This is a genomic window from Desulforamulus reducens MI-1 (assembly GCF_000016165.1).
Taxonomy (GTDB): domain Bacteria; phylum Bacillota; class Desulfotomaculia; order Desulfotomaculales; family Desulfotomaculaceae; genus Desulfotomaculum; species Desulfotomaculum reducens.
Window position 1 is genome coordinate 3581165 of the sequence record NC_009253.1, and the last position, 26940, is coordinate 3608104.

The following is a 26940-nucleotide window of genomic DNA, read 5'->3' on the forward strand; positions in this document are numbered from 1 at the left end:
TAAAACAGGGGTCCCAAAGGGACCCCTGCAATTTAATTAAATAAATCTTCCAGAATAATGGTTTGGCTACGTTTTACACCTACACTAATCAAAGAAATTTTAACCTCGGTTAGCTCAACAATCCGTTCTAAATAACGTTTTGCATTCTCCGGCAGGTCTTCGTAACGGGTTACGTTGGAGATATCCTCACTCCAACCGGGGAAGTCTTCATAAACTGGTTCACACTTAGCCAGTTCTTTTAAAGAAGCGGGGAATTCCCGAATAATCTCTCCCTTATACCGATAGCCCGAGCAAAGTTTAATCACCGGTAAGCCGGATAGAACATCTAGTTTCGTTATAGCTAAACTGTCCAGCCCGCTAATCCGGGCAGCATAACGAACTATCACCGCATCAAACCAACCACAACGACGGGGACGTCCTGTGGTGGTACCATACTCATTACCATTTTTTCTAATTTCTTCACCTAGGCCATCATTTAGCTCAGTGGGGAAGGGACCTTCTCCAACCCGGGTAGTATATGCCTTAACAATACCCAAGGCCCGGTTGATTTTAGTCGGTCCTACACCACTTCCCAGGCAAGCTGCTGCTGCTGTGGGGTGAGATGAAGTTACATAGGGGTAGGTACCATGATCCAGATCCAGCAATGTTCCCTGAGCACCTTCAAAAAGAACGTTCTTACCTTCTTTAATGGCATTGTGTACCAGTACGGAAACATCCTCTGTCATGGGCTCCAGCATTTCTGCATAACCCTGATATTCCTTAAGAACTTCTTCGTATTCAAAACCCTTGGTATTATAGAGTTTTTCAAATATCTCATTTTTGCATTCAATGTTATTCTTCAGTAACTTGGGAAACTCCTCTTTATCAATAAGATCCACAACCCGGATACCGACCCGTGAAGCTTTATCAGTATATGTAGGTCCAATACCCCGTTTCGTGGTTCCAATTTTCCCTTCGCCCTTTTGTTCTTCTTCTACAGCGTCCATTTTACGGTGATAGGGCATAATGATGTGGGAACGTTGGCTTACACATAATCTGCCGGTTTTGACACCACGCTCAGCCAAAGAGTCCAATTCCTGTTTTAATACTTGAGGGTCAATAACGACACCATTACCAATTACGCACAGCTTCTCAGGGTGTAAAATACCGGAGGGAATCAAGTGAAGTTTAAATTCAGCATCATCCACCACCACTGTGTGACCGGCGTTATTACCACCTTGGTAACGCACAATGATTTCTGCTTTCTCAGCTAGAAAATCGGTTATTTTTCCCTTTCCTTCGTCACCCCACTGGGCACCGATGATAACAACTGTTGACATAGTGCACCTCCTAAAGCCTGGCCTTATTATAAATCAACGGGAAACCATATTTACAAAGAAAACTTAGCCGGCACCATACCCTGTAGTCTCTGATCTTTTTTGGCACCGGCGACATCCTTTCTTACCCTTGTACATATCGGAAAGTTCTATAGTTTCTGTTATAGTAAAGAACTTTTATTCACGAACTACATGAATAAAGAGCCTTAATTTTCTTCTCCATTGTATAAAGCCAGCTTTTTTATACTTATTTCCTGGTAGATATTCTTCCCGCTGAAATAAAAATAACCCAAATAGCAACTTAAAAAGTTATCCATTTGAGTATTCAGCCAATACCTCCAGTGTTTAAGTGTACTGTACTTAAAAAAACAATTATAAGCAGTCCCAAACAGAATTATACTAACCCAGTTTCTTTATATTGTCAATATCTCTAAACAGAATATACAATATTCTCATTGTAAAAGTGGATTGTTCTATCTGTCACAATCCACTTTTTTAGTCTCGTTTGGCTAAGTTAACAAATTTTACAAATTCCTTGAAAAAGCCCAATTCCACTGGGCCAACAGAACCGTTACGCTGCTTCGCAATAATTATTTCTGCGATGCCCTTCTTTTCTGAATCCGGATTATAATACTCATCCCGATAAATAAACATAATTATGTCAGCATCCTGCTCAATGCTGCCACTTTCCCGCAGGTCAGACATCATAGGATGTTTGTCGGTACGGCTCTCCACCGCACGGCTCAACTGGGATAGCGCCAACACCGGAACACTTAGCTCCTTGGCCAAGCCCTTTAATTTCCTTGATATCTCGGCAATTTCCTGTTGACGGTTTTCAATACGCTTACCACCAGACATTAATTGCAGGTAGTCAATAATCACCAATCCTAGCCCCTTCTCAGCCTTCAAGCGCCTGCACTTGGACCTTACTTCCCTTACCGTAGCTGCACCTGTATCATCCAAGAAGATGGGCGCCCGGGATAAGTGCCTGGCAGCCTCGCTTAGCTTACCCCAATCTTCATCGGCAATGTTGCCGGTTCTGACTTTATGGGCATCTACCATTGCTTCCGAACAAAGCATACGTTGTACCAGCTGTTCTTTGGACATTTCTAAGCTGAATATGGCCACTGGAATCTGATGTTTGAGTGCCGCATACTGACCACATAGGATAGCAAAGGCCGTTTTACCCATACTGGGACGTGCTGCCAGAATCACCAAATCTCCCGGCTGAAAGCCGTTGGTCATGTTGTCCAGTTCAATAAAACCCGTCGGTACACCCGTAATTTTACCCCTGTTATTATAGACCTGTTCAATATTCTCAAAGGCCTTAATTAAGATTTCTTTTATTGGGGTAAAACTATCGGTGCTACGACGTTGGCCCAGCTCTAAAATTGAACGTTCAGCGTCCTCCAGTAGCTCCTCCGGGCTTTCTGTCCCTTCGTAGCCCCTGGAGGATATGCGGGTGGTGACCGAGATAAGCGCCCGGGAGAGCGCCTTTTCCTCCACGATACGGGCGTAATATTCCGCATTGGCTGCGGTTGGTACTAAATTGGCGAGGGTGGCTACATAGGTTACACCACCTATTTTTTCCAGATCTCCCCTGTCCCTCAGGATATCCGAAACGGTAATTAAGTCAACCGGGCGTCCTGCTTCGGCCAATTCTAAAATAACCTCATAGATAATCCGATGACTGTCCCGGTAAAAATCCTCCGGTTTTAGGAATTCCATAACACGGAAAATGGCGTCCCTCTCCAGGAGCATCGCTCCCAGTACCGATTGTTCTGCTTCTAAATTCTGTGGTGGTACACGATCTAGCATAGGCATCCCTCTCGGTAAATATTTAGGGTCTATCCCTAAGTTAAACGCACCAGCCGCCGTTTCTGCGATCAATAACCACGGCTAATGGCGAATGGAAGGGACTAGACCCCATGAAAATAATTTAATTGATTAACTGGCAATACTGGCTGAACTAGCCTTTGGCAGAATATATTTTAATATTTCTTCTACATTTTGAATGGGAATTACTTCGATTCCCTTTATATCTGACGGTACATCTTTAATGTTTTCCTTGGGAATAAAGACCCTTTTAATGCCTGCTTGTTTTGCACCGTAGATTTTCTCAAAGACTCCACCAACTGCCCGGACTTTACCTTGAATGGATACTTCTCCGGTTACTGCAATATCCTGGGGAATCGGTTGAGTTTGAATAGCGCTTAACATGGCCAGCATAATTGCTACTCCTGCAGAGGGTCCGTCAATACGTCCCCCACCCACAACGTTGACATGGATATCGTAATTACCGATATCTTCACCGGTAATTTTGCGAATAACTGAAGCTGCGTTAAATACAGAATCCTTGGCCATGCTGCCAGCGGTATCGTTGAAACGAATATTTCCCTGGTCCTGTTTGCGGGCTGGGAAAGCAACAGCTTCGATTTCCAAAACCGATCCAAGATATCCAGCTACCCCTAACCCAAAAATTTTTCCTACTTCAGCTTCATCGGAAGCCTTGTTTAAAACATAAGGAGTCAACCGGCTTACCTGTACAACTTCATAAACATCCTGCTTTGTAATATACACCTTATCTTCCAATTGCTCCTGCTGTTGACGAAAACAAGCTAAACCATATGCATCAGCCAGGATATTAATTGCCTTTCTTCCCTCAATGGTATATTCGGCAATAATTTCTGGGACTTGCTTGTCTATCTCTACTTTTAATTTTTGGGCTGCTTGTTTAATAATACCTTGGATGGCAGTGGGGGTAAGGGGCTCAAAAAATACTTCTGCACAGCGGGAACGAACAGCTGGATTGATGTCCTCTGCATCCCGGGTGGTGGCACCAATTAAAACAAAGTCTGCCGGTGCACCTTCTTCAAAAATCTTTTTAATATATTTGGGTACATTGTTATCAGTTGAGTCATAATAGGCAGAATCAAAGAATACCCGTTTATCCTCCAACACCTTTAAGAGTTTATTCTGTAAAGCTGGGTCCAGTTCACCGATTTCATCAATGAATAGAATTCCTCCATGGGCATCGGTTACTAACCCTAGCTTGGGTTCCGGAATACCTGTTTCCGCCAAGTCCTTACGTGCTCCCTGATAGATGGGATCATGTACAGAACCCAATAGAGGGTTGGTAACTTCCCTTGGGTCCCAGCGAAGGGTTGTCCCATCCACTTCCACAAAGGGCGCGTCCTTTGCAAAGGGTGCCCCTTTTATCCCTTTAGAAACTTCCAAAGCCAGACGAGCTGCGGTGGTTTTTCCTACGCCCGGTGGTCCGTAAAGGATAATGTGCTGGGGGAAGGGGGACGCAAGTTTTGCCAGTAGTGCCTTGACCGCCCTTTCCTGGCCTATTACCTCTTCAAAGCTCTCGGGTCTAAGAATTTCCATGGCAGAAGCCGCCAATTTCTTAGAATCTAACTTTTCTAAAATAGCCAGTCTTTTTAAAGTCTGGGCATTTTCCGGTCCTGCATTTTCTTTTATAATTTGCATTTTAATCTCACGAATGTAATCTTCGTGACGCTGATTCATTTTTTCGCCGATTTTCTTTTCTAATTCTTCTTCAACGGTACGTCGGGCAATATTATCAGCTATTTCATCTTGTAAGCTTTCTAAGATAGCCGGGACCTCTTCAATGGTAGGCAGTGCTTCGTATGTTGGATCTTCAAATACCAGCTTTTGCAATGCCAGTACTCTTTCCTCTATTCTTTCGGAACGCATCAATTGTAAGGCTTCCAATTTTCCGGCCCGGAGCACCAATTTATCAGAACCATAAAGCTGGCTTAACAAATTATAAATGGCGGTAACCTGCCGCTGTAGTTGGTCTTGGAAAGACAATTCTTTGGACTCCTGCTCATTGGTGTCGCCCGTGAACCTTTCGAGGAAAACTTTCATTTCTGTTGCTCCTTTCAAACGCCTTGTCCTGTCCCGGTTCCTGTTATGATTAGTCCATAGACGCCACTTCTACGTTAATATCAGCCTGAGCCACCGGATGGATTTTAAGGGTAATTTTATATGTTCCTAGGTTTTTGATAGGTTCCTTTAATACAATCTTCTTTTTATCAATACTATAGCCATGTTGAGATTTTAAACCATCAGCAATATCTTTATTACTAATGGCCCCAAAAAGGCGTCCTGCATCACCAACTTTAACTTTCAATGCCACCGTTAAACCATTAATTTTGGCTGCCAATGCCTTGGCTTCTGCTTCTTCCTTTTGTTTCTTAGCAGCCTGGGTTTGTTTTTGGGTTTTTAATTCCTTCAGTTTACTCTCTGTGGCAGGTGCAGCCAGATTCTTAGGGTATAAGAAGTTTCTGGCATAACCCTCAGAAACATTCACAATATCACCTTTTTTTCCAAGCTTAACAACATCCTGTAATAATACAACTTGCATTGGTAATCCCCCTTTATAATGATCAATTTGTTATTTGTCTTTTTTCTGTATTGGTCTCCGAAGATTTAAAATGGTATCCACAAGACCCAATAGTACCACAGCCATATACATAAAACCAATGTATAAAATCAGGAGTACAGTAAGCATTATTTTAAAGGGTTTTGATAACTGTAATTGCTTGAAATAATATACAACCACTGCCAGGCCAATAATAAAGAAAGTAAATCCGAAGATGGTTAACAGATTTTGACCAATTATTTTAACAACAGAAAAATCAAATTTATCACCGATCAGAAGAAAGAGTAAACCAAGGATAATCCCCCAGATACTATACCAAGGCAACCGCCACTGGCTAAAGGGTGGTAAATTATTAACCCTGTAATTAAGCCTTTTCAGGACCTTACTTCCCACCATGTAGGTAAGGACCGTAGAAAACACCGCAAATATAAGATAGGCAGCAGGTAATAGCAAAACGGAGGTTTTTATGCTTGTTCTCATCAAAGCCTGCTGATCTGCGGGTACCGGATAACCGATTTCTTGATACGTTGTAAAAACTCTATTGAGTGATTCATTTAAGGCTGATTGAATTAAATCTAGGTTTAGTCCTGTTACAAAAATACCTAACGTAATAACAATGATAGAAGCAATGGCCGATACAATGGATGCTGTTATCAAGGCATGTCCCGCTGAAACATAATTTTTATATAAAAGGCCCAGCACTAGACCCAAAGGGCCAAACTGTATAAACATCACCAGTACTTGTATGGGGTTTGGATAGATGACCATCATCAAAAGACCTGTAACCACCAGTGATAGAAATGCAACCTTTAAATCTCTTCTTCTTACCAATACTGCCAGGGGTATTGGCATTAACATACTGATAACTAAAAAAAACGGGGGTATAAACATCCCCAATAAACCGAGCATGGCCGTAATTCCTGCCATAAATGCACCTTCAACCAAGGCACGGGTATCACGAAAGGAAGCCAAAAAACAATCACCTCTTCTTGTCAACTAAGTATTTCTATCCCTTTAATTATTGACTTAAACATAGCAGATATATAGATAACCTATATCTGCTTTAAGCCCTGCAATAAGTTTTATATTTCTTGTTATAGGGTTATCTTGAAACAACTAATCATTCGCTGGTACATACTATATTTCCTGCCTTTAGAAGGTGTTATTTGTTCCCGTCATTGGTTAAATAAGCGCTTTAAAACTAATAATATCCAAATTCACCTATATGTTCTAACATGTTTTTTGGTTAACCCTTCAGTAGTACTGAACCTAGGCATATAGTAACCACCCTCAAAATGTAAATAAAAAACTGCTAACCACCTGTTAGCAGGGCTTTTCTATAATAAAGATTCTAATTTATTCAATAAAGCTATCAAGTCTTCTACTTCATCCTCACTCATTTTGCCGGAAATTTTCGCTTTAATGCTCTCATCCAAACTGGGATACTGTCCCTTTAATCCTTTGGCTTTATCCGTAAGAAATATCCTTACCACACGCCGATCCTCCTGGTTTCTTTCTCGGCATACCAATCCATCTCTTTCCATTCGGTCTATTAAAGAAGTAATGGTGCTGGCCTTTAAAAACATTTTTTCTCCCAGTTCTGTAATTGTCAGGCCATCATTTCTCCATAGTTTAAGCAACGCAGAGAGGGGAGCCGCATCCAAACCCATTTTATCCGCTAATCCAGAAAATTCAATTTGAATTTTTTTATATGCCATGTAAAGACTTAAGGCTAATTTATTTTCCATAATAGTAATTAGACCCCTTATAAATTTTGAAATTATTATACAGGTATCTTTCAGTATTGTCCATGAAATCCATAAAATACATTAAAACCTTTTAAAATAATATATCAATAATCAAGTTATGTTTTCTAGGCAAGAAAAAGGGAGTGTCACAAAACTACGTTTTAGTAGCTAGCTTATACGACAACTACGGATTCTTCGGGACCCAGAGTCTATATTTTAGAAATTAAAAAGGAACTGTTGCAGTAAGAACTTCTGGTTCATTGTGCAATAGTCCCTTTTTTAATATTCTATGCTTCTGTGCTAAAGGGCAACAGAGCAATATTACGAGATCTTTTAATAGCAGTGGTCAACATGCGCTGGTGATGTGCACAGTTGCCAGAAATACGACGGGGCAAAATTTTGCCACGCTCGGTAACATATTTTCTCAGCTTGGAAGTTTCTTTATAGTCAATAGAAGTTGCTTTATCTACACAGAAGCTGCATACACGCTTTCTACCTCTACGTCCACGCTCACGTTTCACAGTTTTCCCTCCTTATTCGGGCACTGATATGCCAAGTCTAACCCTAGAACGGTATGTCATCTCCGTTAAAGCTAATTTCGCTTCCAAAACCACTGCCGCTACCGCTACCACTGTTAAACTGGCCACCACCCTGGTTGTCCCTGTCTTTGGGCCAATCCAGGAAGCGGATAGAGTCTGCCACAACTTCTGCAGCTTTACGTCTTATACCCTGGCTGTCATCATAGGAGCGGATTTGTAAACGACCATCCACAGCAATTAAGCGACCCTTGCCTAGGTTATTAGCACAGGTTTCAGCCAGCTTTTGCCATACAACAATGTCAATAAAATCCGTTTCCTTTTCTCTTTCTCTATTAAATTGCGGGCGATCAACCGCTATTGTCAGTCTTGCCACAGCAACGCCATTTGTGGTATATCGTAGTTCTGGATCCCGGGTCAGACGCCCAATTAATATGATCTTATTGAGCATTTAAAAACACCGCCTTGGGTTTGTTCTATCCATTTACTATTCGCCTTCGCGAATGATCATGTGACGAACTATATCATCATTAATTTTCATAACCCTGTCAAGTTCAGCAGAAGCCGCAGGTTCTGCTTTGAACTGCATTAATACGTAGATACCTTCTTTGATCTTGTTGATCTCATAGGCCAGACGACGCTTACCCCACTTGTCTAGTTTGGTAACTTCGGCGCCCTTTTCTTCTACAACAGACTTAAATTTTTCCATCAATGCAGTTACTTTTTCCTCTTCAACTTCGGGTTTGATGATGTACATTACTTCGTAGTTGCGCACAATAGTTCACCTCCTCCCTCCGGACTAACGGCTCTACCCCTTGGTAGAGCAGGGTGGGCAACATGCCTTTAAAGGCACTGTAAAATTATATCACCAATATATATAAAGGGCAAGTATTGATTTGTCTTGCTTATTTTTCTTCCTTATAGTCACCTTGGCTACTTATGACTGCCTTAACACTTTTTTCGAATTTTGGTCTGGGCAGCATAAGAACCCGATTACACTTTTGGCATTTGATGCGAAAATCAACCCCGGTCCGCATGACCTCCCAGGTGTCGCAGCCACATGGATGGGTCTTACGGGTTTTTACCACATCTCCCACTTGATATTTATGCATTGTCAGCACCTCCCCCAGTGGTAATAAGTACCCTGCGTGGATAAGGGATTTCAATACCTTCTTGGTCGAACACCTCTTTAATTCTCTTTCTTAGCTGTCGCTCAATTTCCCACTGATACATGGGCTTAGTTTTAGCAGTAATTCGTATAACGACATCGGATTCACCAAATCTGACAACTCCTAGTACATTAGGCCCTTCTATTAAGACCTCTGCCCAGGTTTTTGCAAATTCTTCACTCATCACTTTCAGCACTTCAATGGCCCTGTCGACATTTTCCTCGTAGGATATTCCTATTTCAACCAATGACAACATACCACCACGATTATAGTTGGCCACTTGATCAATAATTCCATTTGGAATAATATGCAGTTGACCACCAACCTCCCTAATTTTGGTTACCCTCATACCAATCTCTTCTACGGTGCCAGTAACACCTGCAACTGTAACATATTCGCCAACTGCATATTGGTCTTCAAATAAAATAAAGAATCCCGTAATGATATCCCGCACTAGGTTTTGTGCTCCAAAGCCCACTGCCAACCCCAGTATACCAGCACCGGCCAGTATGGTCTTGGCTGCATTGGGAATAAATATCTCGATAATGGACATGGCAGCTACAAAGTAAACAATATAGCGGAGGGCGCTTTTTAGCAAACCCGCTAAGGTTTGAGCTCGATTGTCACTAAAAAATTTTCCCGGTTTTGCAATAAATAATTTTTCAATGACCTTACTGCCGAAATAGATGGTAAATCGGGCCAGAATTAGGGTCGCAATAATTCTAAAGGTATTACTAATGGCCCTTTGTATATCATTTATGGTATATAGGCCCAACATCCATTCCTTTAAATCATTTAACTCCATAAAATCTCCTCTCTTAATACTTTCGCCCGATCATTATACATAGGCTAATATATTTAGGCCATAAAGAAATTTTTGTAGGTTCTGTAGCTTTCAAAAATATCCGCTTTACTGGCAATTTCCATGGGGGCATGCATAGACAGCAGCGGTACACCACAATCAACCACTTCAAATCCAAGTTCCGATATCATATGGGCGATGGTGCCACCACCTCCCTGGTCTACTTTACCTAATTCCCCGGTTTGCCAAGTGATATTATTTTGGTTTAACATATTTCTTATAAATGCAATATATTCCGCATTGGCATCGTTGGTTTCATACTTACCCTTGACACCAGTATATTTTGTGATTACCACGCCGCCGCATAAATGGGCAGCGTTTTGTTTTTCCAATACTCCTTCAAAATTGGGATCCACTGCAGCTGTTACATCTGCAGAAAGGGCAATGGATTTCTCAAAGATATTGTACAAGGCTAATGCATTAAATTGGTTATACAATCTAACTCCAATTTCACTAACCGCATTTTGTAAAAATCGGCCCATCATACCGGTATTGCCGGTACTGCCAATCTCCTCCTTATCTATGAACAATGCTACCGCAGTTCGGGTGGGTTGATTTGCATCTAAAATTCCCTGCAGGGAGGTATATACGCAAACTCTGTCATCCTGTCCATAGGCTCCTACCATGCTCCGGTCAAGTCCCACATCATAGGCTGGACCCGCAGGAACTGCTTCTAATTCTGCACTGATAAAATCTTCTTCTGTTATACCATACTTTTGGTGTAACAGTTTTAATATATTTAGCTTCACCGCCGTATCCTTTTCTCCATTCTGAAGGGGAATACCTCCAATTAAAAGATTGAGTTGTTCACCTTCAAATGCCTCCATTAATTTTTTGGCCATCTGATCCTTGGCCAGATGGGGCAAAAGATCCGTAACGGTGAATACAGGATCACCGGGGTTATCACCAATGGTTACATCCACAAGCTGTCCATTGGATTTACAAATAACTCCATGAAGAGCTAGGGGAATTGCCAACCACTGATATTTTTTAATTCCACCATAGTAGTGGGTCTTAAAAAGACCTAAACCTTCATCCTGATATAAGGGGTGTGGTTTTAAATCCAATCTTGGTGCATCAATATGGGAACCAACTAGGCTAATACCCATATCCAGCCCCTTTTGTCCAATAATAGCCAATGCCACAACCTTTCCTTTGCTGCTGATAATGATTTTATCTCCGGCTTTCAGGTTTTGACATTGCTGCACGGGAATAAAACCCTTGGATTGAGCAGTATTAATAATCTCACGTACACAAGTCCGTTCTGTTTTACCCTTGGTAAGAAAATACTTATACCCTTCGGCAAAATCGAATATTTGCTTGGTTGTTTCTTCATTTACCTGTTGCCAAACATTCTTACGCTTGTATGTAAGGTCTTCTGGTCTTGTATTCATTAACTGTCCTCCTAATTTTTTAGATCTAAACATTTTATTATAACCCTAGTCTTATCATAATAATTTCTTTACACTTCCGTACCTGGCCCGTTAGGGATGTGTTTAAAAAGGAACTGGCTACTAAACTCTGTCAACAGGGGTGGCAACAAATTTTGGTTTTTTATGATAGGACCAACTACCCCTATTAGATAGGAATGATCGATTCCTTGGGCCAAGTGGCCTAAAAATCCACCCGCACCCAGTAAAGCCAATGGAACCTGAAGGGGTATTAAAATAGTAATACTAACCACAATAATGACCATGCCGCTGGTAAATCCCAATAACAATCCGCCAACTTTATCCATCAGACCCAGCGGACTAAATCTTAAAAGGATTTCCAGCATCCAGGCTATCACTCCGGCAATTGTTTTCACTATAATGTATATTGCCACAAAGGCCAGAATTTTTAAAATCCCCTGGGCCAGTATTAAATTTAGTGCTTGTCCTACGGTTTTATTGGGCCCCATTTGACTCAATTGGGCAATAATATCCGTCCAAGGACTGGGTAAGATAACCTGGGAGCTTATTTTTTCTAATAAATCCACAGGTAATTTTAATATTTCAGGGTTGTTAAAGGCCCCCGGTAATTTAACCAGGGGTTTTATCATTTGTGCTATGCCATCTGCCCAACCCCAGTTATCCGCTAACCAAAAGGCAACACTGTTATGATAGGTTACTGCAGCATAAAATGCTATTAATAGAGTAGCTAGTTTAATAAAACTTTTAACCAAGCCTTTTGCCAATCCCTTAAGACTTGCAATTACTAAAATAAAAATAAAAATGTAATCCAGCCAATTAATTCTCTTACACCTCCAAAGTACAATCAAAGAACAAATTCCATTGCAATCTTGGGTTCGCTGTTGTTTTATAAATCTCCTTCTATTCTTTTTATCGCCTTCTAAACTTAAAAATAGGCACTGTTAAAAGGGCTATAATTAATATTAATCCTGCATAGCCAAATAAAGGATATAAAAGACGAACTAGAAAAGAAAAATCAAAATAGGCTAAGGGCAATACAAGCAAGCAAATGGCAATACCAAAAAACCGGTAGCGTCTGCCACCTTCAGGGGCAAAGCGACTGGCAAATCCATGAGCATCTGCAATGGCCGTTGTGAGCATAGCAATCCAGATCAACAATGCAAAGACTGGCCTTAACACTTTACTAACACAAGAGGCCATGTATAACATAGGTACTTCATAATTAAGGATTGCTGGATAAAAGGCTAATCCCGCCAATGTTACCATGGCAAGGGCAACTCCTAGGCCAAGACCCCCAATAACTCCTGCATAAACACCGGTTCTGATTGTTATGGAACGCCCCATTGTTGAGAGAACTGCCACAGGAACAATCATATTACAAGACACATAAAGTACACTGGATAATAACCAGTGACCCCCAACTCCTTTTTGATTAATGTAAGGAATTTCCGCCGGTAACCCATGGCTAGCCAGAGCAAGGCTAGCTATTAAACAAACTGCTGCCAACTTTAACGGAACCAATATTACATTAATTGTTAATAACCCATCCAAACCATGAAAAATTACCACAAAAATTGCCAGGAGTGCCAAAGCAATACCTAGCCATTGAGGTAATCCGAGGTATTCTTGAACCACTGCCCCGGTACCGCTCAACATGATGCCAAGTCCCCCCACTAACATAAATACACTTAAAATATCCATAAACTTTCCTGCCCAGGGTCCCAGTAGATAACAAAGCAGTTCCTGATAATTACCCGAACGCAAACGGACGCTTAGGTGTAAAACTAAGGCCCCTAAATAAGCAAATAATCCCGCAGCTGCAATAACTCCAAGCAACCCTTTATAGCCAAACAAAATAAAAAATTGTAATATTTCTTGTCCCGATGCAAAACCTGCCCCAATTATTGTACCAATATAGGTAGCAACTAAGCTGACTAGTAATCCAAGATTTGCTCTATTAATCATGAATACCCCCCTATAAATACGAATATTATTAAGAGATATGAGAGGCAAGCCCCAGTAACTCCCTAAATAACTATGCTAAAAATCTAAGACCTTGAACCAAAAGATATAAAATGTTAGCTAATAGTTCGTTATTTAATTAATTATTTTAAAATATTACATATTATGGAATAAATAAGATTTAAATTGGAAATAAATATAGTAGGTTGTCTTTTGAAGGGAAGTGATGACATGTCATTGCATATAGATTCTTTTTGCCAGCAAGCAGTGATACCTGCCAAAACAAGAATAAGTATCGAGGATGCCCTTGGTGTGGATATTTTTAGTATGGATCTAGTAAGCCGCTTGAAAAATTACGGTGTAGAAAGCTCCAATGAAGTGGTTATTGTTTGTATTGGCACCGACCGCTCCACCGGGGATTGCCTTGGACCCTTAGTGGGAACCAAAATGACAAGTCAAAGTGACCATGATTTTGTAATCTACGGTACCCTCGATGATCCCGTTCATGCTAGCAATTTAAATGATAAGCTTGATTTTATTACAAAGGTACATCCCAACGCCATTATCATAGCCATTGATGCATGTTTAGGTCATCTAGAAAATGTCGGTTGTATTAACATAGGTGACGGTTCATTATTCCCAGGGGCTGGTGTAAAAAAATCGTTGCCTGCGGTGGGACAAATTCATATTACTGGTGTGGTAAATGTGGGGGGATTTATGGAATATTTGGTTTTGCAAAATACCCGACTTAACCTAGTAATGAGATTGGCAGATTTAATAAAGGATGGTTTAATAAAAACCTCACAGCTTATGAAAACAGAAACCCGAAGTTGCTAAACTTCGGGTTTCTGACTGTAGAAAAACTCCTTATTTGTATTTACTTTGTTAATAATCCCTTTATTAATGACCAGCCAGAAGGGAAATAACTTCATCATCATCAATCTGACAAAAATTTTTATAAAATTGCCCCACAGCGTAAAAGGGCTCTTGGGAAACCAGGCAAATCAAATGGTCCACTTCTTTCTCTAACCTTTCTACTGTATCCGGTGGTGCCACTGGGATAGCTAATGTTATCTTCTTACAACCAGATTTTTGTAAAGACCTTAACGCAGCAATAACAGTGGCCCCTGTGGCAATTCCGTCATCCACAAGAATAGCATGTCTATTACTTAAAACAGCTGGCTCAGATTTACCTTTATAAAGAATCCTCCTTCTCTCAATTTCTTTTACAATTTTTTTAACTATGGGTTCTAACTCTTTTGGGGTTAAATTTAAATCATTAATTAATTTCTCATTATAAATTGCTGTTCCATCCTCAGTTACTGCACCAATGGCAATTTCCGGGTTGTGGGGCAATCCAATTTTTTTAGGAATAATGATGTCCAGAGGTATTTGAAAACGTTGAGCTATTTGAGCACCCACCACCACGCCACCTCTGGGAATTGCCATAACAATACCATTTTCTATTTTTATCTTTTCTAAGGCTACGGCCATTCTTTGTCCGGCATCAATTCTGTTTTCAAACAAACAAAACCCTCCTCATAGATAAGGTGGGTTTTTTAATCATTTCTTATTCAATTTTTTCTAAGGACCTTTGAATAGCTATTTTTTCTTCTTCCGTTAGGCTATAGTCTGAGGTTCCTTTACGAATTGGTTTTGCGTAAAGCCTAGTCTCATCTCTACCATACAAACCCGTTAATATAACACCGTCTCCTCTGCGATCCAGCATGGCAATGGAAAAACTTAAGTCACTACCCATATTCTCAAAGGCATTAAATCGTACCAACCCAATATTATGTATGCTTTGTGCCACTTGTTCCTTTAGGATTGCATACTCATGCATTAATTCATTCTTATTTTTTTCTAAGTTTATTACATCATTGGCATATTGATGGAGTATTTCTTCTAAATCTGCTCCTGATGGTCCCCGGGTAAGAAGTCTGTATTTTTTACTTACTTCTTTAAATCGGTGGTATAGTAAAAGCTGCATTAGCATTAGAACAAATACCACTAGAACTAATCCTAAAATAATATAGGATGAATTGGTACCAATAACTTTATCAATGTTATTCACTTATCTTTACCTACCTTTAAGGCTATGTTTATAATGAGTGATATTAGTATACCTTTGATCCCATGCACTGATGATAAATACTAATTGGCGTCCGAGGTATATTATACCAAATTTTTTTATCAATTCTAGTTAAAATTTAAATTATAGAGGGTGTTTCATTGAAAATATTATTAATTGATGGCTCTTGTGGTTTAAAACTGGATATATTTCTCGGTGCACTACTCCATACAGGTGTCAACGAAAAGACTGTTCATGAGGAGATAAAGAAGTTAAATTTAAATTATCAACTAAAGGTTACTGATGAAAGTTTATCTTTATCTTCAGCCAAACGGGTAGAACTGATGATAGATGAGCCTTCGAACATGACCATTAATTATCTAATTTCCCTCATTGAAACCAGTGGGTTAAAACCAAAGGTAAAAACCTTGGTTTCGGACGTGCTTCTAAGATTATCCTTTACGATGGCCCGGTTAAATAACATTCCCCTAGCACAAGTTTTCATAGAAGCATCCTTAAAAAAATTAATTTTATTAATCGCCATAGCAATAGCTGTTGAAGAATTGGCACCAAAAAAAATCTTTTTAAATTCCCTTTCCCTAGGAAGCGGTATGATAAATCTTGGTGAATCCTATATACCGATTCCTTCCCCAGTCACTGCTGAACTTCTAAAGGGTTTACCAGTAAGCTTTGGCCCAGTGGAAGGTGAATTGGTTGGACCCGTGGAGGCTTCATTGGTCAATACTCTGGTGGATGAATATTCTTTTCCTTCATCTTTTATACCCCATCTCTATGGTTATGGTCTAGGGGATTTAAAATCAAACAACTTCCATGCCCTAAGAGTAATTATTGGTACGAAAGAAGAAAGAATTTTTTTAACAGATGAAATTGCTGTATTGGAAACTAATATCGATGATATGAATCCGGAATTTTACCCTTATATTCAGGATAAATTTTTAAAATCAGGAGCCTTGGATGTATTTCTTACACCTATTATAATGAAAAAAGGTCGCCCAGGCGTAAAATTATCCGTTCTTTGTAAGCCCTTCCAAACAGAAAAATTATGCAATTTACTACTAACAGAAACCAGTTCCCTTGGTGTCCGCATCTGTTACCAAAATAGAAAAATTGCTCACCGTGAGACCAAAAAGGTTGAAACCCGTTTTGGTCTGGTAACAGTAAAAGTAGCCCGTTTAAGAAAGGATGCTCCTATCCTAAGGATTACACCTGAATATGAGGATTGCAAAAGAATTGCCTTGGATCAAGATATACCGATTGGTGAAGTATATAGTGAAACAATGAAAGCATCTGAAATCTTAGTTACAAACAATTTTTAGATAATAAATTATTAATTCCCTTAAAACGTTTGTTCGGTGTTTCGTTAAATATAGGAGGCCTGAAAAACATACTCAGGCCTCTGATCAATAAAGTTATTCTTAAAGGATAATTATACTTCTATGATGCATACGCCAATTAATCCCGGGCCTGCATGAACACCAATAACTGGGCCCACCTGACCGGTATAAGTATTCTCTACATTGGGTAACTGTTTGATTTTATCCAGTAATTCTTTGGCTTCATCACCAGCTCCACCATGCATGACTGCCACTGTTACTTTTTTACTCTCAATTTTTTTACTGGTTATTTCAAAAAGCTTATGTAAAGATTTTTTTCTTCCCCTAACCTTATCAAAGGTATAATATTTACCTTCTTCGTTAATAGATATAATTGGTTTTATTTGCATGATCTCTCCAATGGTACCTGCAACATAACCAATACGCCCGCCCTTTCTTAAATAATCCAAGGTCCCTACCACGAAGTATATTTCTGTTTTACTCATAATATCTTTAGCTTTCTTCACAGCAACATCAAAATTCATAGTTTCCTTGATTGATTTCGCTGCTTCTAGCACGGGAATTCCTAACCCCAAGGATAATGCCTTTGAGTCAATTACTTCAATTACCATGTTTTTAAAATCCCGCGCTATGGTCCTTACAGCATTATAGGTACCACTTAATCCACTGGAGATGTGTATGGAAATAACATGTGTAAACCCTTCTTTTTCAAGCTTTTTAAATAAGTTAATAATATTAGCAGGTGAGGGCAAAGATGTTGAAGGTACTTCCCCTGGCATTCGATCATAAATCTCCTTGGGGCTTATATCAACTCTATCTAGATATTCCTCTTCATCAGAATAAATTACATTCAAAGGCAAAACATGAATATTATATTTATGTATTAACTCTTTATCTAAATCACAGGTACTGTCTGTAACCACAGCAACTTTCTCATTCATTTGAAACCACCCTTATTTTATGTCTTATCCACCTGACATTATACCACTATGATGGTAAAATCATCTTATAAATATTTAAATTTTCGTTTTATCCTGTAAAACCTACCCTAATTCATCACATTAATAAATTTGGTATATCTGATCTGACCGCTATAGACCAATATTAAGGTTTGCCCACAACCAGGTAAAAAATAATGCCATCAGAATGGCCGGTAATAAATTACCAACCTTTACCGGTTTAATACCCAATATGTTACTTGCAATACCAACAATCAACAACCCTCCTGTGGCCGTCATTTCGTTAATCATAGAAGGAGTAAGAAACTCCTTGATACCACTGGCAGCCAAGGTTATGGCCCCTTGATAAATAAATACGGGTATAGCAGAAAATACTACACCAAACCCCATTGTCGTGGTAAACACAACAGCAGTTGTACCATCCAAGAGTGATTTAGCATATAGTGTTGTGGCATTGCCGGTAATTCCATCTTCCAATGCACCCATAATTCCCATTGCCCCAACACAATAAATCAAACTGGTGGTTACAAAGGCCTTTGCCACTTCACCCTGACCGTTACCGCCAACCCTAGACTCTAAATATGTACCGGTTCTGGCTAACCATCCTTCAATATTTAATAATTCTCCCATGATACCGCCTAACACTAAACTTAATATAACAATTAACTCATTCTCGGTTTTTAAAGCCATTTTAAAACCAATTAATGCTACTGCCAAACCTATACCACTCATGACTGTATTGTTTATGGATTCACTGATTCCTTTTCGAAACATTAAACCTAGGGCTGTTCCGGCAATTATTGCCGCAGCATTTACAATTGTTCCCGTCATAATATTCCTCCGTACTCCTATGTTTCACGTGAAACAATCTACGACTAATTAATGAATGGCTTAATGTTTCACGTGAAACATTAAGCCATTAACTTATCATCATTAATAAGTAACTCTAATAACCTAGTTAAATCTGCATCATTATAATAATTTATTTCAATCCTGCCACCATGCTTGGTTGTTTTAATTTGAACCTTTGTACCTAAAGTGCTTCTAAGTTGATCTTCTATATCCATTATTTGTGGATCTTTTGGTTTATCTTTCTTTGGTTCTTCCTTGGTAACTTCCTTTTCGAGGATGCTTTTAATCAACTCCTCCACTTGTCGTACTGATAACTGTCTCTTTATAATTAATTCGCAGAGTTCAATTTGTTTGTTTTTTGAATCTAAAACCAAAAGAGGTCTGGCATGTCCAACCGATATTTCTCCATTACTTAATTTAACCTTTATTTCATTGGGTAAAGAGAGTAATCGAACCATATTAGTTATTTGAGGTCTACTTTTTCCAACTCTTTGTGAGACTTGATCCTGTGTGAGTTGAAATTCATCCATAAGCCTCCGGTAAGCCGTTGCCTCTTCTAGGGGATTTAAATTCTCCCGTTGCAAGTTTTCAATAAGAGCAATGGCTGCTGACTGTAATTCACCGTATTCACGAATGACAGCTGGTATATGTTCCATGCCCAACTGTTGACAAGCACGCCATCTCCGTTCCCCTGCAATTAACTCATAGCCACCGCCGGGCTGAGTTCTTACTACCACAGGCTGAACCACACCATACTCCTTAATAGAATCTACTAATTCCTGTAATTTATCTGGATCGATTCGTAGCCTTGGCTGCTTTGGATTTGGTTTAATATCGGATACCTTAATTTCTTTTAATACCCCTTTGTCACTTTCAAATTCATTTGAAGTATCGTGTACAGTCGGTGTGATTGGTGTAATTGGCATCAGAGCCTGTAGACCTTTTCCTAATCCTCTTTTTTTACTCAATACCCATCACTTCCTTGGCTAGTTCTTGGTAAGCTTCGGAGCCCTTTGATTTAGGATCATATAGGACTACCGGCATGCCATGACTTGGAGCTTCACTTAAACGAACATTTCTTGGAATAATATTTTGAAAGACCTTTGTTCCAAAAACTTTTTTAACTTCATCCACAACTTGTATAGATAAGTTTAATCTTGCATCAAACATCGTTAATAAAACACCTTCTATTTCTAAAGAAGGATTTAGATGTTTTTTTACCAATTGAACTGTGTTCATTAATTGCCCGACACCTTCTAAGGCATAAAATTCACATTGAATCGGTATTAATAATGAGTCAGATGCTGCTAAGGCATTTAAGGTTAAAAGTCCCAAAGAAGGTGGACAATCAATAATAATATAATTGTATTTTTCTTTTAAGGGACTGAGGGCCCTTTTTAAAATTTGTTCTCTGGCCATGAGTGATACCATCTCTACCTCTGCACCGGCCAGTTGAATGGTGGATGGCAGTACGTCTAAATACTTAATGCCCGTGTGGATGATTGCCTCTTTGGCAGTCATATCATTAATTAAAACATCGTAAACACAACGCTCTAATCGTGTTTTGTCAATTCCCAAGCCACTACTGGCATTACCCTGGGGGTCAATATCAACCAGTAGGACAGGTTGACCCATCAGGGAGAGGCTGGCCCCCAAATTTACTGCTGTTGTGGTTTTGGCCACGCCTCCCTTTTGGTTGGCAGTAGCAATGATCTTCCCCAATTGTGCACCCCCAATGATTTAATCTATATCCCTATTCAACAAAGGGTTCTTTTGTTCCTTCTAAATAAATACAGATGTAGGATTCTTTAGGTTTAATGTTTCACGTGAAACATTAAAAAACTTAGCTATACAATCTTTGACATAGATTTAGTTTTTCTTGGGCATATAAAAAAGTCTTTCTTTTTCCTATATACTAAAAAACCTGAGGATTAATTTGAGGGCACTGAGAAAATAAAACTTTTTTCAAAAAAGCAAAGGAACCACTATATAACGTAGTGGTTCCTTTGCTATGTTCAAACCAAATGTAGTATCCCTTTAAAAAAAGGACTTTTTCAGTGGACTCATAAATTCCCCCAGGAATTTTCTATGCAATAGGTTTTTTAGCTGGTATTCCTGCTTTTCTAGGATAGACAGAGGGAGTTTGCTTAACTTTTTTTATCACAACGAGACTTCTACCATCATTAATAAATGGTAATTGTAATTTGTGAATATTTAATAATGAACCTCCCAAAACCTCAATGGCTTTACTGGCTTCCTTTACTTCCTCATCAATATCTGGACCCTTTTGGGAAATAAAATAACCATCTAACTTTGTACAGGGGAGGCAGTATTCAGAGAGGACTTTTAATTTGGCCACTGCCCTAGATAGTACATAGTCATATTTTTCTCGATGTTCCTTCTTTTGACCAAAATCCTCTGCTCTATCATGTATTGCACAAATATTAGTTAACCCTAGTTTTTTAATTACCTCATTTAAAAAATTAACTCGTTTGTTTAGAGAATCCATAAGAGTTACATTGATATCCGGGCGAAAAATTTTAATAGGTATACCCGGAAAACCTGCCCCGGTACCAATGTCTAATACATTTGCTTGACAAGGTATTTCTAGGATCTTTAAGCAAGTCAAGGAATCAATAAAATGCTTTAATGCCACTTCCTTTGGTTCTATAATAGCTGTTAAGTTTATATTTTTATTCCATTCAATAAGAAGATTATAATATTTTTCAAAAGCCAAGGTCTGATTCTCTGTTAGATCAAATTCCATTTCCTTTGCCGCTTGCTTTAAGGTTATAGTTAAATCATTCATTTTAAGCATCCCCTCCGGCAATCTTTCGCCGTTCTTGCTCTAACCAAATTAACAATACGGAAATATCTGCAGGGCTTACTCCAGAGATACGAGAAGCCTGTCCAATGGAGGTTGGTTTGAACTTTTTTAACTTTTGTCTGGCTTCCAAGGAAAGTCCTTTAATCATTTCATAGTCAATATCGATGTTCAATATACGACCTTCTAGTTTTTCAAATCTTTCAACCTGGGCCAACTGTTTTTTAATATATCCTTCATATTTAACTTCAATCTCAACTTCCTCAATAACCTCTTGGGGTAAATCAAGGAAATGGTCAGAGAGACCAGCCAAGGTATTATATTTTATTTCAGGTCTCCTTAATAAATTAATGAAGGGAGTGTTTTGAGTAATTTCACTTGATTCAAGACTTTTTAATACCTTATTTGTCTCTTCATTGGCAGGTATAACAATGGTTTTAAGCCTCTCCATTTCTTTGCTAATGGATTGCCATTTGTTCATATAGTGATCATATCGCACTTGACTTACAAGCCCTATATTGTAGCCCTTTTGAGTCAATCTGTGATCAGCATTATCCTGACGAAGTAATAAACGATATTCTGCCCTGGCAGTCATAAGGCGGTAAGGTTCATTGGTACCTTTAACAACCAGATCATCAATTAGTACACCTATATAGGCTTCTGACCTGGAGAGGTAAAAGGGGTCCTTTTCCTGAACCTGCAATGCAGCATTAATTCCAGCCATAATTCCCTGGGCAGCTGCTTCTTCATAGCCAGAAGTTCCATTAATCTGCCCTGCAGCATACAAGCCTATAATTTCTTTCGTTTCCAGGGTGGTTCTAAGTTGGGTCGGTACAATATAGTCATACTCAATGGCATAGGCCGGCCTCATAATACTAACATTTTCCATACCAGGTATGGTTCTATACATTTTTAATTGTACATCAGGAGGAAGGCTAGTTGACATTCCCTGAACATACATCTCATAGGTATGCAATCCTTCTGGCTCTACAAAGATTTGATGTTGCGGCTTATCGGCAAACCTTACAATTTTATCCTCTATTGAGGGGCAGTATCTTGGACCAACTCCTTCAATAATTCCAGAGTAAAGGGGAGACCGATGTAAATTCTCTCTTATAATTTCATGGGTCTTTTCTGTGGTATAAGTTAACCAACAGGGAACCTGCTCTCGTTGGGTAACCGGAGATATATAAGAAAAATTATGTACTTCTTCATCTCCTGGCTGAATGGTCATTTTTGTAAAATCAATGGTACGACGATCCACCCTAGCCGGTGTACCTGTTTTGAAACGACCTAATTCTAAACCTAAGCTTCTTAAGTTTTCACTCAGGTTTACAGAAGGAAACTGACTGTTTGGCCCACCAGGAAAATGTACATTGCCAATAATAATTCTTCCCTTTAAATAAGTTCCTGTGGTAACAACAACTGCCCGAGCAGAAAATTCTGCCCCTATCTGAGTTGCTACACCGGTAACACGGCCATTTTTAACTAAAATTTCTTCCACCAATAATTGCTTTACATCTAAATTTTCCTGAGTTTCTAAGTTTTTTTTCATTAACTGCTGGTATTTTACCTTATCTGCCTGGGCCCTTAGGGCATAAACAGCCGGTCCTTTACCAGTATTTAACATTCTCATCTGGATTGCAGCTAAGTCTGTGGTTAAGCCCATTTGGCCACCCAGGGCGTCGATTTCTTTAACCAGATGTGATTTAGCCGGTCCCCCAACCGCAGGATTACAAGGCATTAATGCTATATTATCTAAATTTAGTGTTAATACTAGAGTTTTGCAGCCCATTCTCGCAGCAGCAAGGCCTGCTTCACATCCGGCATGACCAGCACCTACTATAATAACATCATAATCGCCAGCATGGTAACGCAAGATATTCACCTCATTTACCAATACAAAAATCCGAAAAAATTCTATCAATCAAGTCTTCAGTTACACTGTTCCCTGTTATTTCACCGAGAATTTCCCAGGAGGATTTTAAATCAATGGAAACTAGATCTGCAGGAACGTATTCTTGCAAACCTTTGCTAGCCTCAAGGAGATGTTGCATTGCCCTTTCCAAGGCATGCTTATGTCTGGAGTTGGATACAAAAATACTATCTGTTGTGGTAATTTTTCCCTCAACCACCATATTAAAAATAGTTTCCTCAAGTTTGTCCAACCCGATTTCTTTTTGAGCGGAAATTTCTATAATCTCACTGAAATTTATTAGCTGTCTAATCTCATGGGAATCTATTTTGTTTTTTGTAATATCAATTTTATTTATTAGAATAAGAACTTTTTTATCTTTGATTAAATCAATTACTTTTCGATCTTCATCTGATATACCAGTAGTGGCATCTAAAACAAATAAAACTATATCTGCCTGATTTAAAAGTTCCCTTGATTTTTCTACTCCAATTTTCTCCACTAGATCCTGGGTCTCTCGTAACCCGGCAGTGTCTATTATTTTTAGGGGTACACCTTTTATACTAAGTATTTCTTCTATAACATCCCTAGTTGTTCCCGGTATATCGGTCACAATGGCTCGCTGTTCATGAAGAAGGGCGTTCAGAAGGGATGATTTTCCCACATTTGGTTTTCCTACTATAACAGTCTTAAGTCCCTCGCGATATATTTTACCAGTATCTGCATACGCCAATAAATGTTCTATTTCTTTTATTAAACTATTGCACTCCTTACTTATTCCTAACAGATTTTCTTCTGGAATATCATCCTCAGGAAAATCAATAATCGCCTCAATTTTAGCCAGTAGTCCTAAAACTTTATGCTGTAGACCATTCACTTTTTCCGATAGTTTACCACCCAGCTGATTCACAGCTATTTTTGCCCCGGCATCGGTTTTAGCCCTAATAATATCAATAATGGATTCCGCCTGGGCTAAATCCAAGCGACCATTTAAGAAGGATCTTTTACTAAATTCTCCAGGTTCAGCATGACGTGCACCGTTTCTAAGAATCACTTCTAATACCTTTCGTAAAGGTATTATCCCACCATGACAACTTATTTCAATAACATCTTCCGCAGTAAAACTTTTCGGTCCTCTCATAATAGAAAGAAGTACTTCATCAATAATTTCCCCTGTTTCCGGGTTAATTACATGACCATAGATAATCTTATAATTATCCTTTTGGTACCATTCTTTATTATACTTTGGCCTAAATACCTTTTTGCCAATGGTTATGGCATCTGGGCCACTCATACGGATAACACCGATACTTCCTTCTCCTAGTGCTGTGGCTATAGCTACAATGGTATCATCTAACAATTTTTCTACCTCCTGCGGCTGGTAAGAAAAAGATTTGTAAAAACCCAGCAGCCGGATGGTGCTGGGTTTTTATTATAGGTTATTTTTTCGGTGAAATTATAATTTTCCTAAAGGGTTCTTCACCTTCACTGAATGTATAGATATCATCCCGCCCTTGCAAGGCAGTGTGTATAACTCTTCTTTCCTGTGAGTTCATTGGTTCCAAAACAACACTTCTGCCTCTTTGTTTTGCTTTGTCTGCCAATCTTGTGGCCAGCTTTTGTAAAGTCTCTTCCCGGCGGTGACGATATCCCTCAACATCAAGAATAACTTTCCGTCGCTGTTCTTGATTTTTATTAATAGCTAAATTGACTAAATATTGAAGTGAATCGAGGGTTTCTCCCCTGCGACCAATTAATACCCCTAGGTCCGGTCCTTCTATGGCGACGTTTAACATTTGATCTTGTTCTTTAATATTTACTTCCACAGGAATATCCATGCACTTAAATATACTTTGCAATAATCGATCTGTACGTCTTACCGGATCATCCTTTAGTGTTAATCTAACCTTGGCTGGACGAGATCCAATTAATCCAAATAAACCCTTAGAGGGTTCTGCTGTTACTTCAATAATTACCTCGTCCCGTAACACACCCAATTCTTGAAGACCTAATTCAATGGCTTCATCTATGGATTTAGCGACTTTTTCTACTACCTTCAACTCCGGTTACCCCCTCTTTAAGGTGCAGGGTTTCTTTATTAATTATCCACTGTTGAATTGCTCCTACAGTATTAAAAACTACCCAGTATAGTGCCAAACCTGCAGGCACGGTATGAGCAATCCAACCAATAAATAAGGGCATTGTGTATAGCATTGTTTTTTGGGTTTGATCCTGCGTATTGGTAGTTAATTTGGATTGCAGATATGTAGTAGCAGCTGCCAATAATGCTAAAGGTATATCACCTGTTTTACTCAAAGACTCAACCCAGAAAAAATGCGCATGGTCTGGATTTTTAAAAGGAAAAGCATACAGTGCCCGATAAAGAGCAATTAATATTGGCATTTGAACCAGTAAAGGCAGACATCCCGCCATAGGATTTACATTGTGCTCTTTATACAGTTCCATTATCTTTTGTTGCATCATTTGGGGATCTTTATTTTTGTATTTATCCTGTATGGCTTTTATTTCAGGAGCTAGTTTTTGCATCATAACCATAGAATGCATTTGTTTTTTAGAAAGGGGATATAAAACTACTTTGATAAATATCGTTAACAAAATAATGGCCAACGCATAACTTGGGAATCCAAAACTGACCGTAAAGCCATAAAGCCAGTTCATTAATGCTGTCATACCATCTACTATGGCATCAAACCATCCAAACAAAACGTGTACCTCCTTAAAAGCCTTACCGGTTAATGTAATGGGTCATATCCACCCGGGTGATAGGGATGGCACTTTGCTAATCTTTTAAATGTTAGCCAAAGCCCCTTTAATATACCATATTTTTCAATTGCTTGTTTTGAATATTGAGAACATGTCGGGTAAAACCGGCAAGTAGGTGGCTTCAAAGGAGAAATAAATTTCTGGTAAAAAATTAGGCCAAGTATAATAACCTGCCGCATTAATTTTTCTCCTGTTTATTTAATTTACCCCAAACATGCCACATGTGTTTTTCCATTTGATGAAAGTCCTGATCAGAGGAAGTTTGGCGAACAATAAACACAAAATCACAATCATCAGAAAAACGATCCAAATGAAAACGGCATAGTTCCTTCAATATACGACGTAAACGGTTTCGACAAACTGCCTTGCCAACCTTTTTACTAATGGAGAAACCAAACCTGCGACCAAGACCCTTATTAGGAAATTTATACAATACCAGGTATCGGTTTGCAGCGGACACACCAAAACGATAGACATTGCGAAAATCTGAATTTTTCTTTAGGGAAACAAATTTTTTCATAAATTCTTCCTAATAAAGAATTTTTTATGGTTAGTTTAACCATAAGATAAATTTCATATACAAATTAGGAAAAGGCCACCCTAAGCGGCCTTATGCAGTCAATCTTTTTCTACCTTTTAAGCGTCTTCTCTTTAGTACATTGCGGCCGGTCTTAGTAGACATCCGTTTTAAAAAACCATGAACCCTTTTATGTCTGCGGTTCTTGGGTTGATATGTGCGCTTCATACATAAACACCTCCTTTAA

Annotated in this window: 30 protein-coding genes; 2 read left to right on the forward strand and 28 right to left on the reverse strand. The window is 39.1% G+C overall.

From position 1 onward, the window contains the following. Nucleotides 1-32: 32 nt before the first annotated feature. The 14 genes from DRED_RS17540 to DRED_RS17605 all read right to left on the reverse strand — a co-directional run bounded on the left by DRED_RS17540 (nucleotide 33) and on the right by DRED_RS17605 (nucleotide 13419). Nucleotides 33-1319, reverse strand: a complete 1287-nt coding sequence (locus DRED_RS17540) for an adenylosuccinate synthase (protein WP_011879585.1) — start codon at nucleotides 1317-1319, stop codon at nucleotides 33-35. Between the two features lie 492 nt (nucleotides 1320-1811). After that, entirely contained in the window at nucleotides 1812-3134 is a 1323-nt protein-coding gene (gene dnaB / locus DRED_RS17545; protein WP_011879586.1) for a replicative DNA helicase, read from the reverse strand. Between the two features lie 129 nt (nucleotides 3135-3263). After that, entirely contained in the window at nucleotides 3264-5210 is a 1947-nt protein-coding gene (gene lonC / locus DRED_RS17550) for a Lon family ATP-dependent protease (RefSeq protein WP_011879587.1), read from the reverse strand. 49 nt (nucleotides 5211-5259) lie between these two features. Then, the gene (gene rplI / locus DRED_RS17555) at nucleotides 5260-5709 is read right to left on the reverse strand and encodes a 50S ribosomal protein L9 (protein WP_011879588.1); all 450 of its coding nucleotides are present in this window, start codon (nucleotides 5707-5709) and stop codon (nucleotides 5260-5262) included. Nucleotides 5710-5739: 30 nt separating this feature from the next. After that, nucleotides 5740-6699 (reverse strand): YybS family protein, encoded by a 960-nt coding sequence (locus tag DRED_RS17560; RefSeq protein ID WP_011879589.1) that lies wholly within the window; start codon nucleotides 6697-6699, stop codon nucleotides 5740-5742. A gap of 365 nt (nucleotides 6700-7064) precedes the next feature. Continuing rightward, nucleotides 7065-7475, reverse strand: a complete 411-nt coding sequence (locus tag DRED_RS17565; protein ID WP_011879590.1) for a MarR family winged helix-turn-helix transcriptional regulator — start codon at nucleotides 7473-7475, stop codon at nucleotides 7065-7067. 287 nt (nucleotides 7476-7762) lie between these two features. After that, complete coding sequence (rpsR, locus tag DRED_RS17570; RefSeq protein ID WP_011879591.1) at nucleotides 7763-7996, reverse strand: 30S ribosomal protein S18; 234 nt, start codon at nucleotides 7994-7996, stop codon at nucleotides 7763-7765. A 43-nt stretch (nucleotides 7997-8039) separates the two neighbouring features. Then, complete coding sequence (locus DRED_RS17575; RefSeq protein WP_011879592.1) at nucleotides 8040-8462, reverse strand: single-stranded DNA-binding protein; 423 nt, start codon at nucleotides 8460-8462, stop codon at nucleotides 8040-8042. A 36-nt stretch (nucleotides 8463-8498) separates the two neighbouring features. After that, nucleotides 8499-8786 (reverse strand): 30S ribosomal protein S6, encoded by a 288-nt coding sequence (rpsF, locus tag DRED_RS17580; protein ID WP_011879593.1) that lies wholly within the window; start codon nucleotides 8784-8786, stop codon nucleotides 8499-8501. Nucleotides 8787-8916: 130 nt separating this feature from the next. Then, nucleotides 8917-9123, reverse strand: coding sequence for a DUF951 domain-containing protein (locus DRED_RS17585; RefSeq protein WP_041274711.1), 207 nt, complete (start codon nucleotides 9121-9123; stop codon nucleotides 8917-8919). Beyond that, a complete protein-coding gene (locus DRED_RS17590; protein WP_011879595.1) occupies nucleotides 9116-9985 on the reverse strand; it encodes a mechanosensitive ion channel family protein in 870 nt (289 codons plus the stop codon). The genes DRED_RS17585 and DRED_RS17590 overlap by 8 nt, the downstream gene beginning before the upstream one ends. 53 nt (nucleotides 9986-10038) lie before the next feature. Continuing rightward, nucleotides 10039-11436 (reverse strand): aminopeptidase, encoded by a 1398-nt coding sequence (locus DRED_RS17595; protein ID WP_041274712.1) that lies wholly within the window; start codon nucleotides 11434-11436, stop codon nucleotides 10039-10041. Between the two features lie 68 nt (nucleotides 11437-11504). After that, complete coding sequence (locus tag DRED_RS17600) at nucleotides 11505-12302, reverse strand: CvpA family protein (RefSeq protein ID WP_274376899.1); 798 nt, start codon at nucleotides 12300-12302, stop codon at nucleotides 11505-11507. Between the two features lie 61 nt (nucleotides 12303-12363). Beyond that, nucleotides 12364-13419, reverse strand: a complete 1056-nt coding sequence (locus tag DRED_RS17605; RefSeq protein WP_011879598.1) for a YkvI family membrane protein — start codon at nucleotides 13417-13419, stop codon at nucleotides 12364-12366. A gap of 228 nt (nucleotides 13420-13647) precedes the next feature. Here DRED_RS17605 and yyaC point away from each other — a divergent pair, with 228 nt between their 5' ends. Next, on the forward strand, nucleotides 13648-14253 hold the full coding sequence (yyaC, locus tag DRED_RS17610; RefSeq protein WP_011879599.1) for a spore protease YyaC: 606 nt from the start codon (nucleotides 13648-13650) through the stop codon (nucleotides 14251-14253). Between the two features lie 63 nt (nucleotides 14254-14316). Here yyaC and DRED_RS17615 read toward each other — a convergent pair whose 3' ends face one another. Next, nucleotides 14317-14943 (reverse strand): phosphoribosyltransferase, encoded by a 627-nt coding sequence (locus DRED_RS17615; RefSeq protein WP_011879600.1) that lies wholly within the window; start codon nucleotides 14941-14943, stop codon nucleotides 14317-14319. 43 nt (nucleotides 14944-14986) lie between these two features. Then, complete coding sequence (locus DRED_RS17620; protein ID WP_011879601.1) at nucleotides 14987-15490, reverse strand: DUF4446 family protein; 504 nt, start codon at nucleotides 15488-15490, stop codon at nucleotides 14987-14989. Between the two features lie 158 nt (nucleotides 15491-15648). On the opposite strand from DRED_RS17620, the gene larC2 reads away from it, so the two are divergent. Further along, the gene (larC2, locus tag DRED_RS17625) at nucleotides 15649-16824 is read left to right on the forward strand and encodes a nickel pincer cofactor biosynthesis protein LarC2 (protein ID WP_011879602.1); all 1176 of its coding nucleotides are present in this window, start codon (nucleotides 15649-15651) and stop codon (nucleotides 16822-16824) included. A 110-nt stretch (nucleotides 16825-16934) separates the two neighbouring features. Here larC2 and DRED_RS17630 read toward each other — a convergent pair whose 3' ends face one another. The 12 genes from DRED_RS17630 to rpmH form a co-directional block, all read right to left on the reverse strand. Next, the gene (locus DRED_RS17630) at nucleotides 16935-17783 is read right to left on the reverse strand and encodes a DegV family protein (RefSeq protein ID WP_011879603.1); all 849 of its coding nucleotides are present in this window, start codon (nucleotides 17781-17783) and stop codon (nucleotides 16935-16937) included. A 150-nt stretch (nucleotides 17784-17933) separates the two neighbouring features. Further along, entirely contained in the window at nucleotides 17934-18632 is a 699-nt protein-coding gene (locus DRED_RS17635) for a DUF554 domain-containing protein (protein WP_011879604.1), read from the reverse strand. Between the two features lie 80 nt (nucleotides 18633-18712). After that, nucleotides 18713-19621 (reverse strand): ParB/RepB/Spo0J family partition protein, encoded by a 909-nt coding sequence (locus DRED_RS17640; RefSeq protein WP_011879605.1) that lies wholly within the window; start codon nucleotides 19619-19621, stop codon nucleotides 18713-18715. Continuing rightward, complete coding sequence (locus DRED_RS17645; protein WP_011879606.1) at nucleotides 19614-20375, reverse strand: ParA family protein; 762 nt, start codon at nucleotides 20373-20375, stop codon at nucleotides 19614-19616. Before DRED_RS17645 ends, DRED_RS17640 begins: the two co-directional genes overlap by 8 nt. A gap of 364 nt (nucleotides 20376-20739) precedes the next feature. Beyond that, the gene (gene rsmG, locus DRED_RS17650; RefSeq protein ID WP_011879607.1) at nucleotides 20740-21462 is read right to left on the reverse strand and encodes a 16S rRNA (guanine(527)-N(7))-methyltransferase RsmG; all 723 of its coding nucleotides are present in this window, start codon (nucleotides 21460-21462) and stop codon (nucleotides 20740-20742) included. A gap of 1 nt (nucleotide 21463) precedes the next feature. Next, nucleotides 21464-23356: a tRNA uridine-5-carboxymethylaminomethyl(34) synthesis enzyme MnmG gene (mnmG, locus tag DRED_RS17655; protein WP_011879608.1), complete on the reverse strand. Its 1893-nt coding sequence runs from the start codon at nucleotides 23354-23356 to the stop codon at nucleotides 21464-21466. A gap of 10 nt (nucleotides 23357-23366) precedes the next feature. Further along, on the reverse strand, nucleotides 23367-24752 hold the full coding sequence (gene mnmE, locus DRED_RS17660; protein WP_011879609.1) for a tRNA uridine-5-carboxymethylaminomethyl(34) synthesis GTPase MnmE: 1386 nt from the start codon (nucleotides 24750-24752) through the stop codon (nucleotides 23367-23369). Between the two features lie 79 nt (nucleotides 24753-24831). Then, a complete protein-coding gene (gene jag, locus DRED_RS17665; RefSeq protein ID WP_011879610.1) occupies nucleotides 24832-25452 on the reverse strand; it encodes an RNA-binding cell elongation regulator Jag/EloR in 621 nt (206 codons plus the stop codon). Beyond that, nucleotides 25427-26116: a YidC/Oxa1 family membrane protein insertase gene (locus DRED_RS17670; RefSeq protein WP_011879611.1), complete on the reverse strand. Its 690-nt coding sequence runs from the start codon at nucleotides 26114-26116 to the stop codon at nucleotides 25427-25429. The genes jag and DRED_RS17670 overlap by 26 nt, the downstream gene beginning before the upstream one ends. Before the next feature lie 29 nt (nucleotides 26117-26145). Beyond that, nucleotides 26146-26355 (reverse strand): membrane protein insertion efficiency factor YidD, encoded by a 210-nt coding sequence (gene yidD / locus DRED_RS17675; RefSeq protein ID WP_041274714.1) that lies wholly within the window; start codon nucleotides 26353-26355, stop codon nucleotides 26146-26148. After that, nucleotides 26355-26696 carry a ribonuclease P protein component gene (gene rnpA, locus DRED_RS17680; protein WP_011879612.1) on the reverse strand — a complete coding sequence of 114 codons (342 nt, stop codon included), beginning with the start codon at nucleotides 26694-26696 and terminating at the stop codon, nucleotides 26355-26357. Before rnpA ends, yidD begins: the two co-directional genes overlap by 1 nt. A gap of 90 nt (nucleotides 26697-26786) precedes the next feature. Further along, the gene (gene rpmH, locus DRED_RS18055; RefSeq protein ID WP_011879613.1) at nucleotides 26787-26921 is read right to left on the reverse strand and encodes a 50S ribosomal protein L34; all 135 of its coding nucleotides are present in this window, start codon (nucleotides 26919-26921) and stop codon (nucleotides 26787-26789) included. Nucleotides 26922-26940 lie beyond the last annotated feature (19 nt).

Coding starts and splice junctions, on each gene's coding strand:
- DRED_RS17540 (WP_011879585.1), bottom strand. CDS start 1,319: ATGTCAACAGTTGTTATCATCGGTGCCCAGTGGGGTGACGAAGGAAAG.
- dnaB (WP_011879586.1), bottom strand. CDS start 3,134: ATGCTAGATCGTGTACCACCACAGAATTTAGAAGCAGAACAATCGGTA.
- lonC (WP_011879587.1), bottom strand. CDS start 5,210: ATGAAAGTTTTCCTCGAAAGGTTCACGGGCGACACCAATGAGCAGGAG.
- rplI (WP_011879588.1), bottom strand. CDS start 5,709: ATGCAAGTTGTATTATTACAGGATGTTGTTAAGCTTGGAAAAAAAGGT.
- DRED_RS17565 (WP_011879590.1), bottom strand. CDS start 7,475: ATGGAAAATAAATTAGCCTTAAGTCTTTACATGGCATATAAAAAAATT.
- DRED_RS17575 (WP_011879592.1), bottom strand. CDS start 8,462: ATGCTCAATAAGATCATATTAATTGGGCGTCTGACCCGGGATCCAGAA.
- DRED_RS17585 (WP_041274711.1), bottom strand. CDS start 9,123: ATGCATAAATATCAAGTGGGAGATGTGGTAAAAACCCGTAAGACCCAT.
- DRED_RS17590 (WP_011879595.1), bottom strand. CDS start 9,985: ATGGAGTTAAATGATTTAAAGGAATGGATGTTGGGCCTATATACCATA.
- DRED_RS17595 (WP_041274712.1), bottom strand. CDS start 11,436: ATGAATACAAGACCAGAAGACCTTACATACAAGCGTAAGAATGTTTGG.
- DRED_RS17605 (WP_011879598.1), bottom strand. CDS start 13,419: ATGATTAATAGAGCAAATCTTGGATTACTAGTCAGCTTAGTTGCTACC.
- yyaC (WP_011879599.1), top strand. CDS start 13,648: ATGTCATTGCATATAGATTCTTTTTGCCAGCAAGCAGTGATACCTGCC.
- DRED_RS17630 (WP_011879603.1), bottom strand. CDS start 17,783: ATGAATGAGAAAGTTGCTGTGGTTACAGACAGTACCTGTGATTTAGAT.
- DRED_RS17635 (WP_011879604.1), bottom strand. CDS start 18,632: ATGACGGGAACAATTGTAAATGCTGCGGCAATAATTGCCGGAACAGCC.
- rsmG (WP_011879607.1), bottom strand. CDS start 21,462: ATGAATGATTTAACTATAACCTTAAAGCAAGCGGCAAAGGAAATGGAA.
- yidD (WP_041274714.1), bottom strand. CDS start 26,355: ATGCGGCAGGTTATTATACTTGGCCTAATTTTTTACCAGAAATTTATT.
- rnpA (WP_011879612.1), bottom strand. CDS start 26,696: ATGAAAAAATTTGTTTCCCTAAAGAAAAATTCAGATTTTCGCAATGTC.
- rpmH (WP_011879613.1), bottom strand. CDS start 26,921: ATGAAGCGCACATATCAACCCAAGAACCGCAGACATAAAAGGGTTCAT.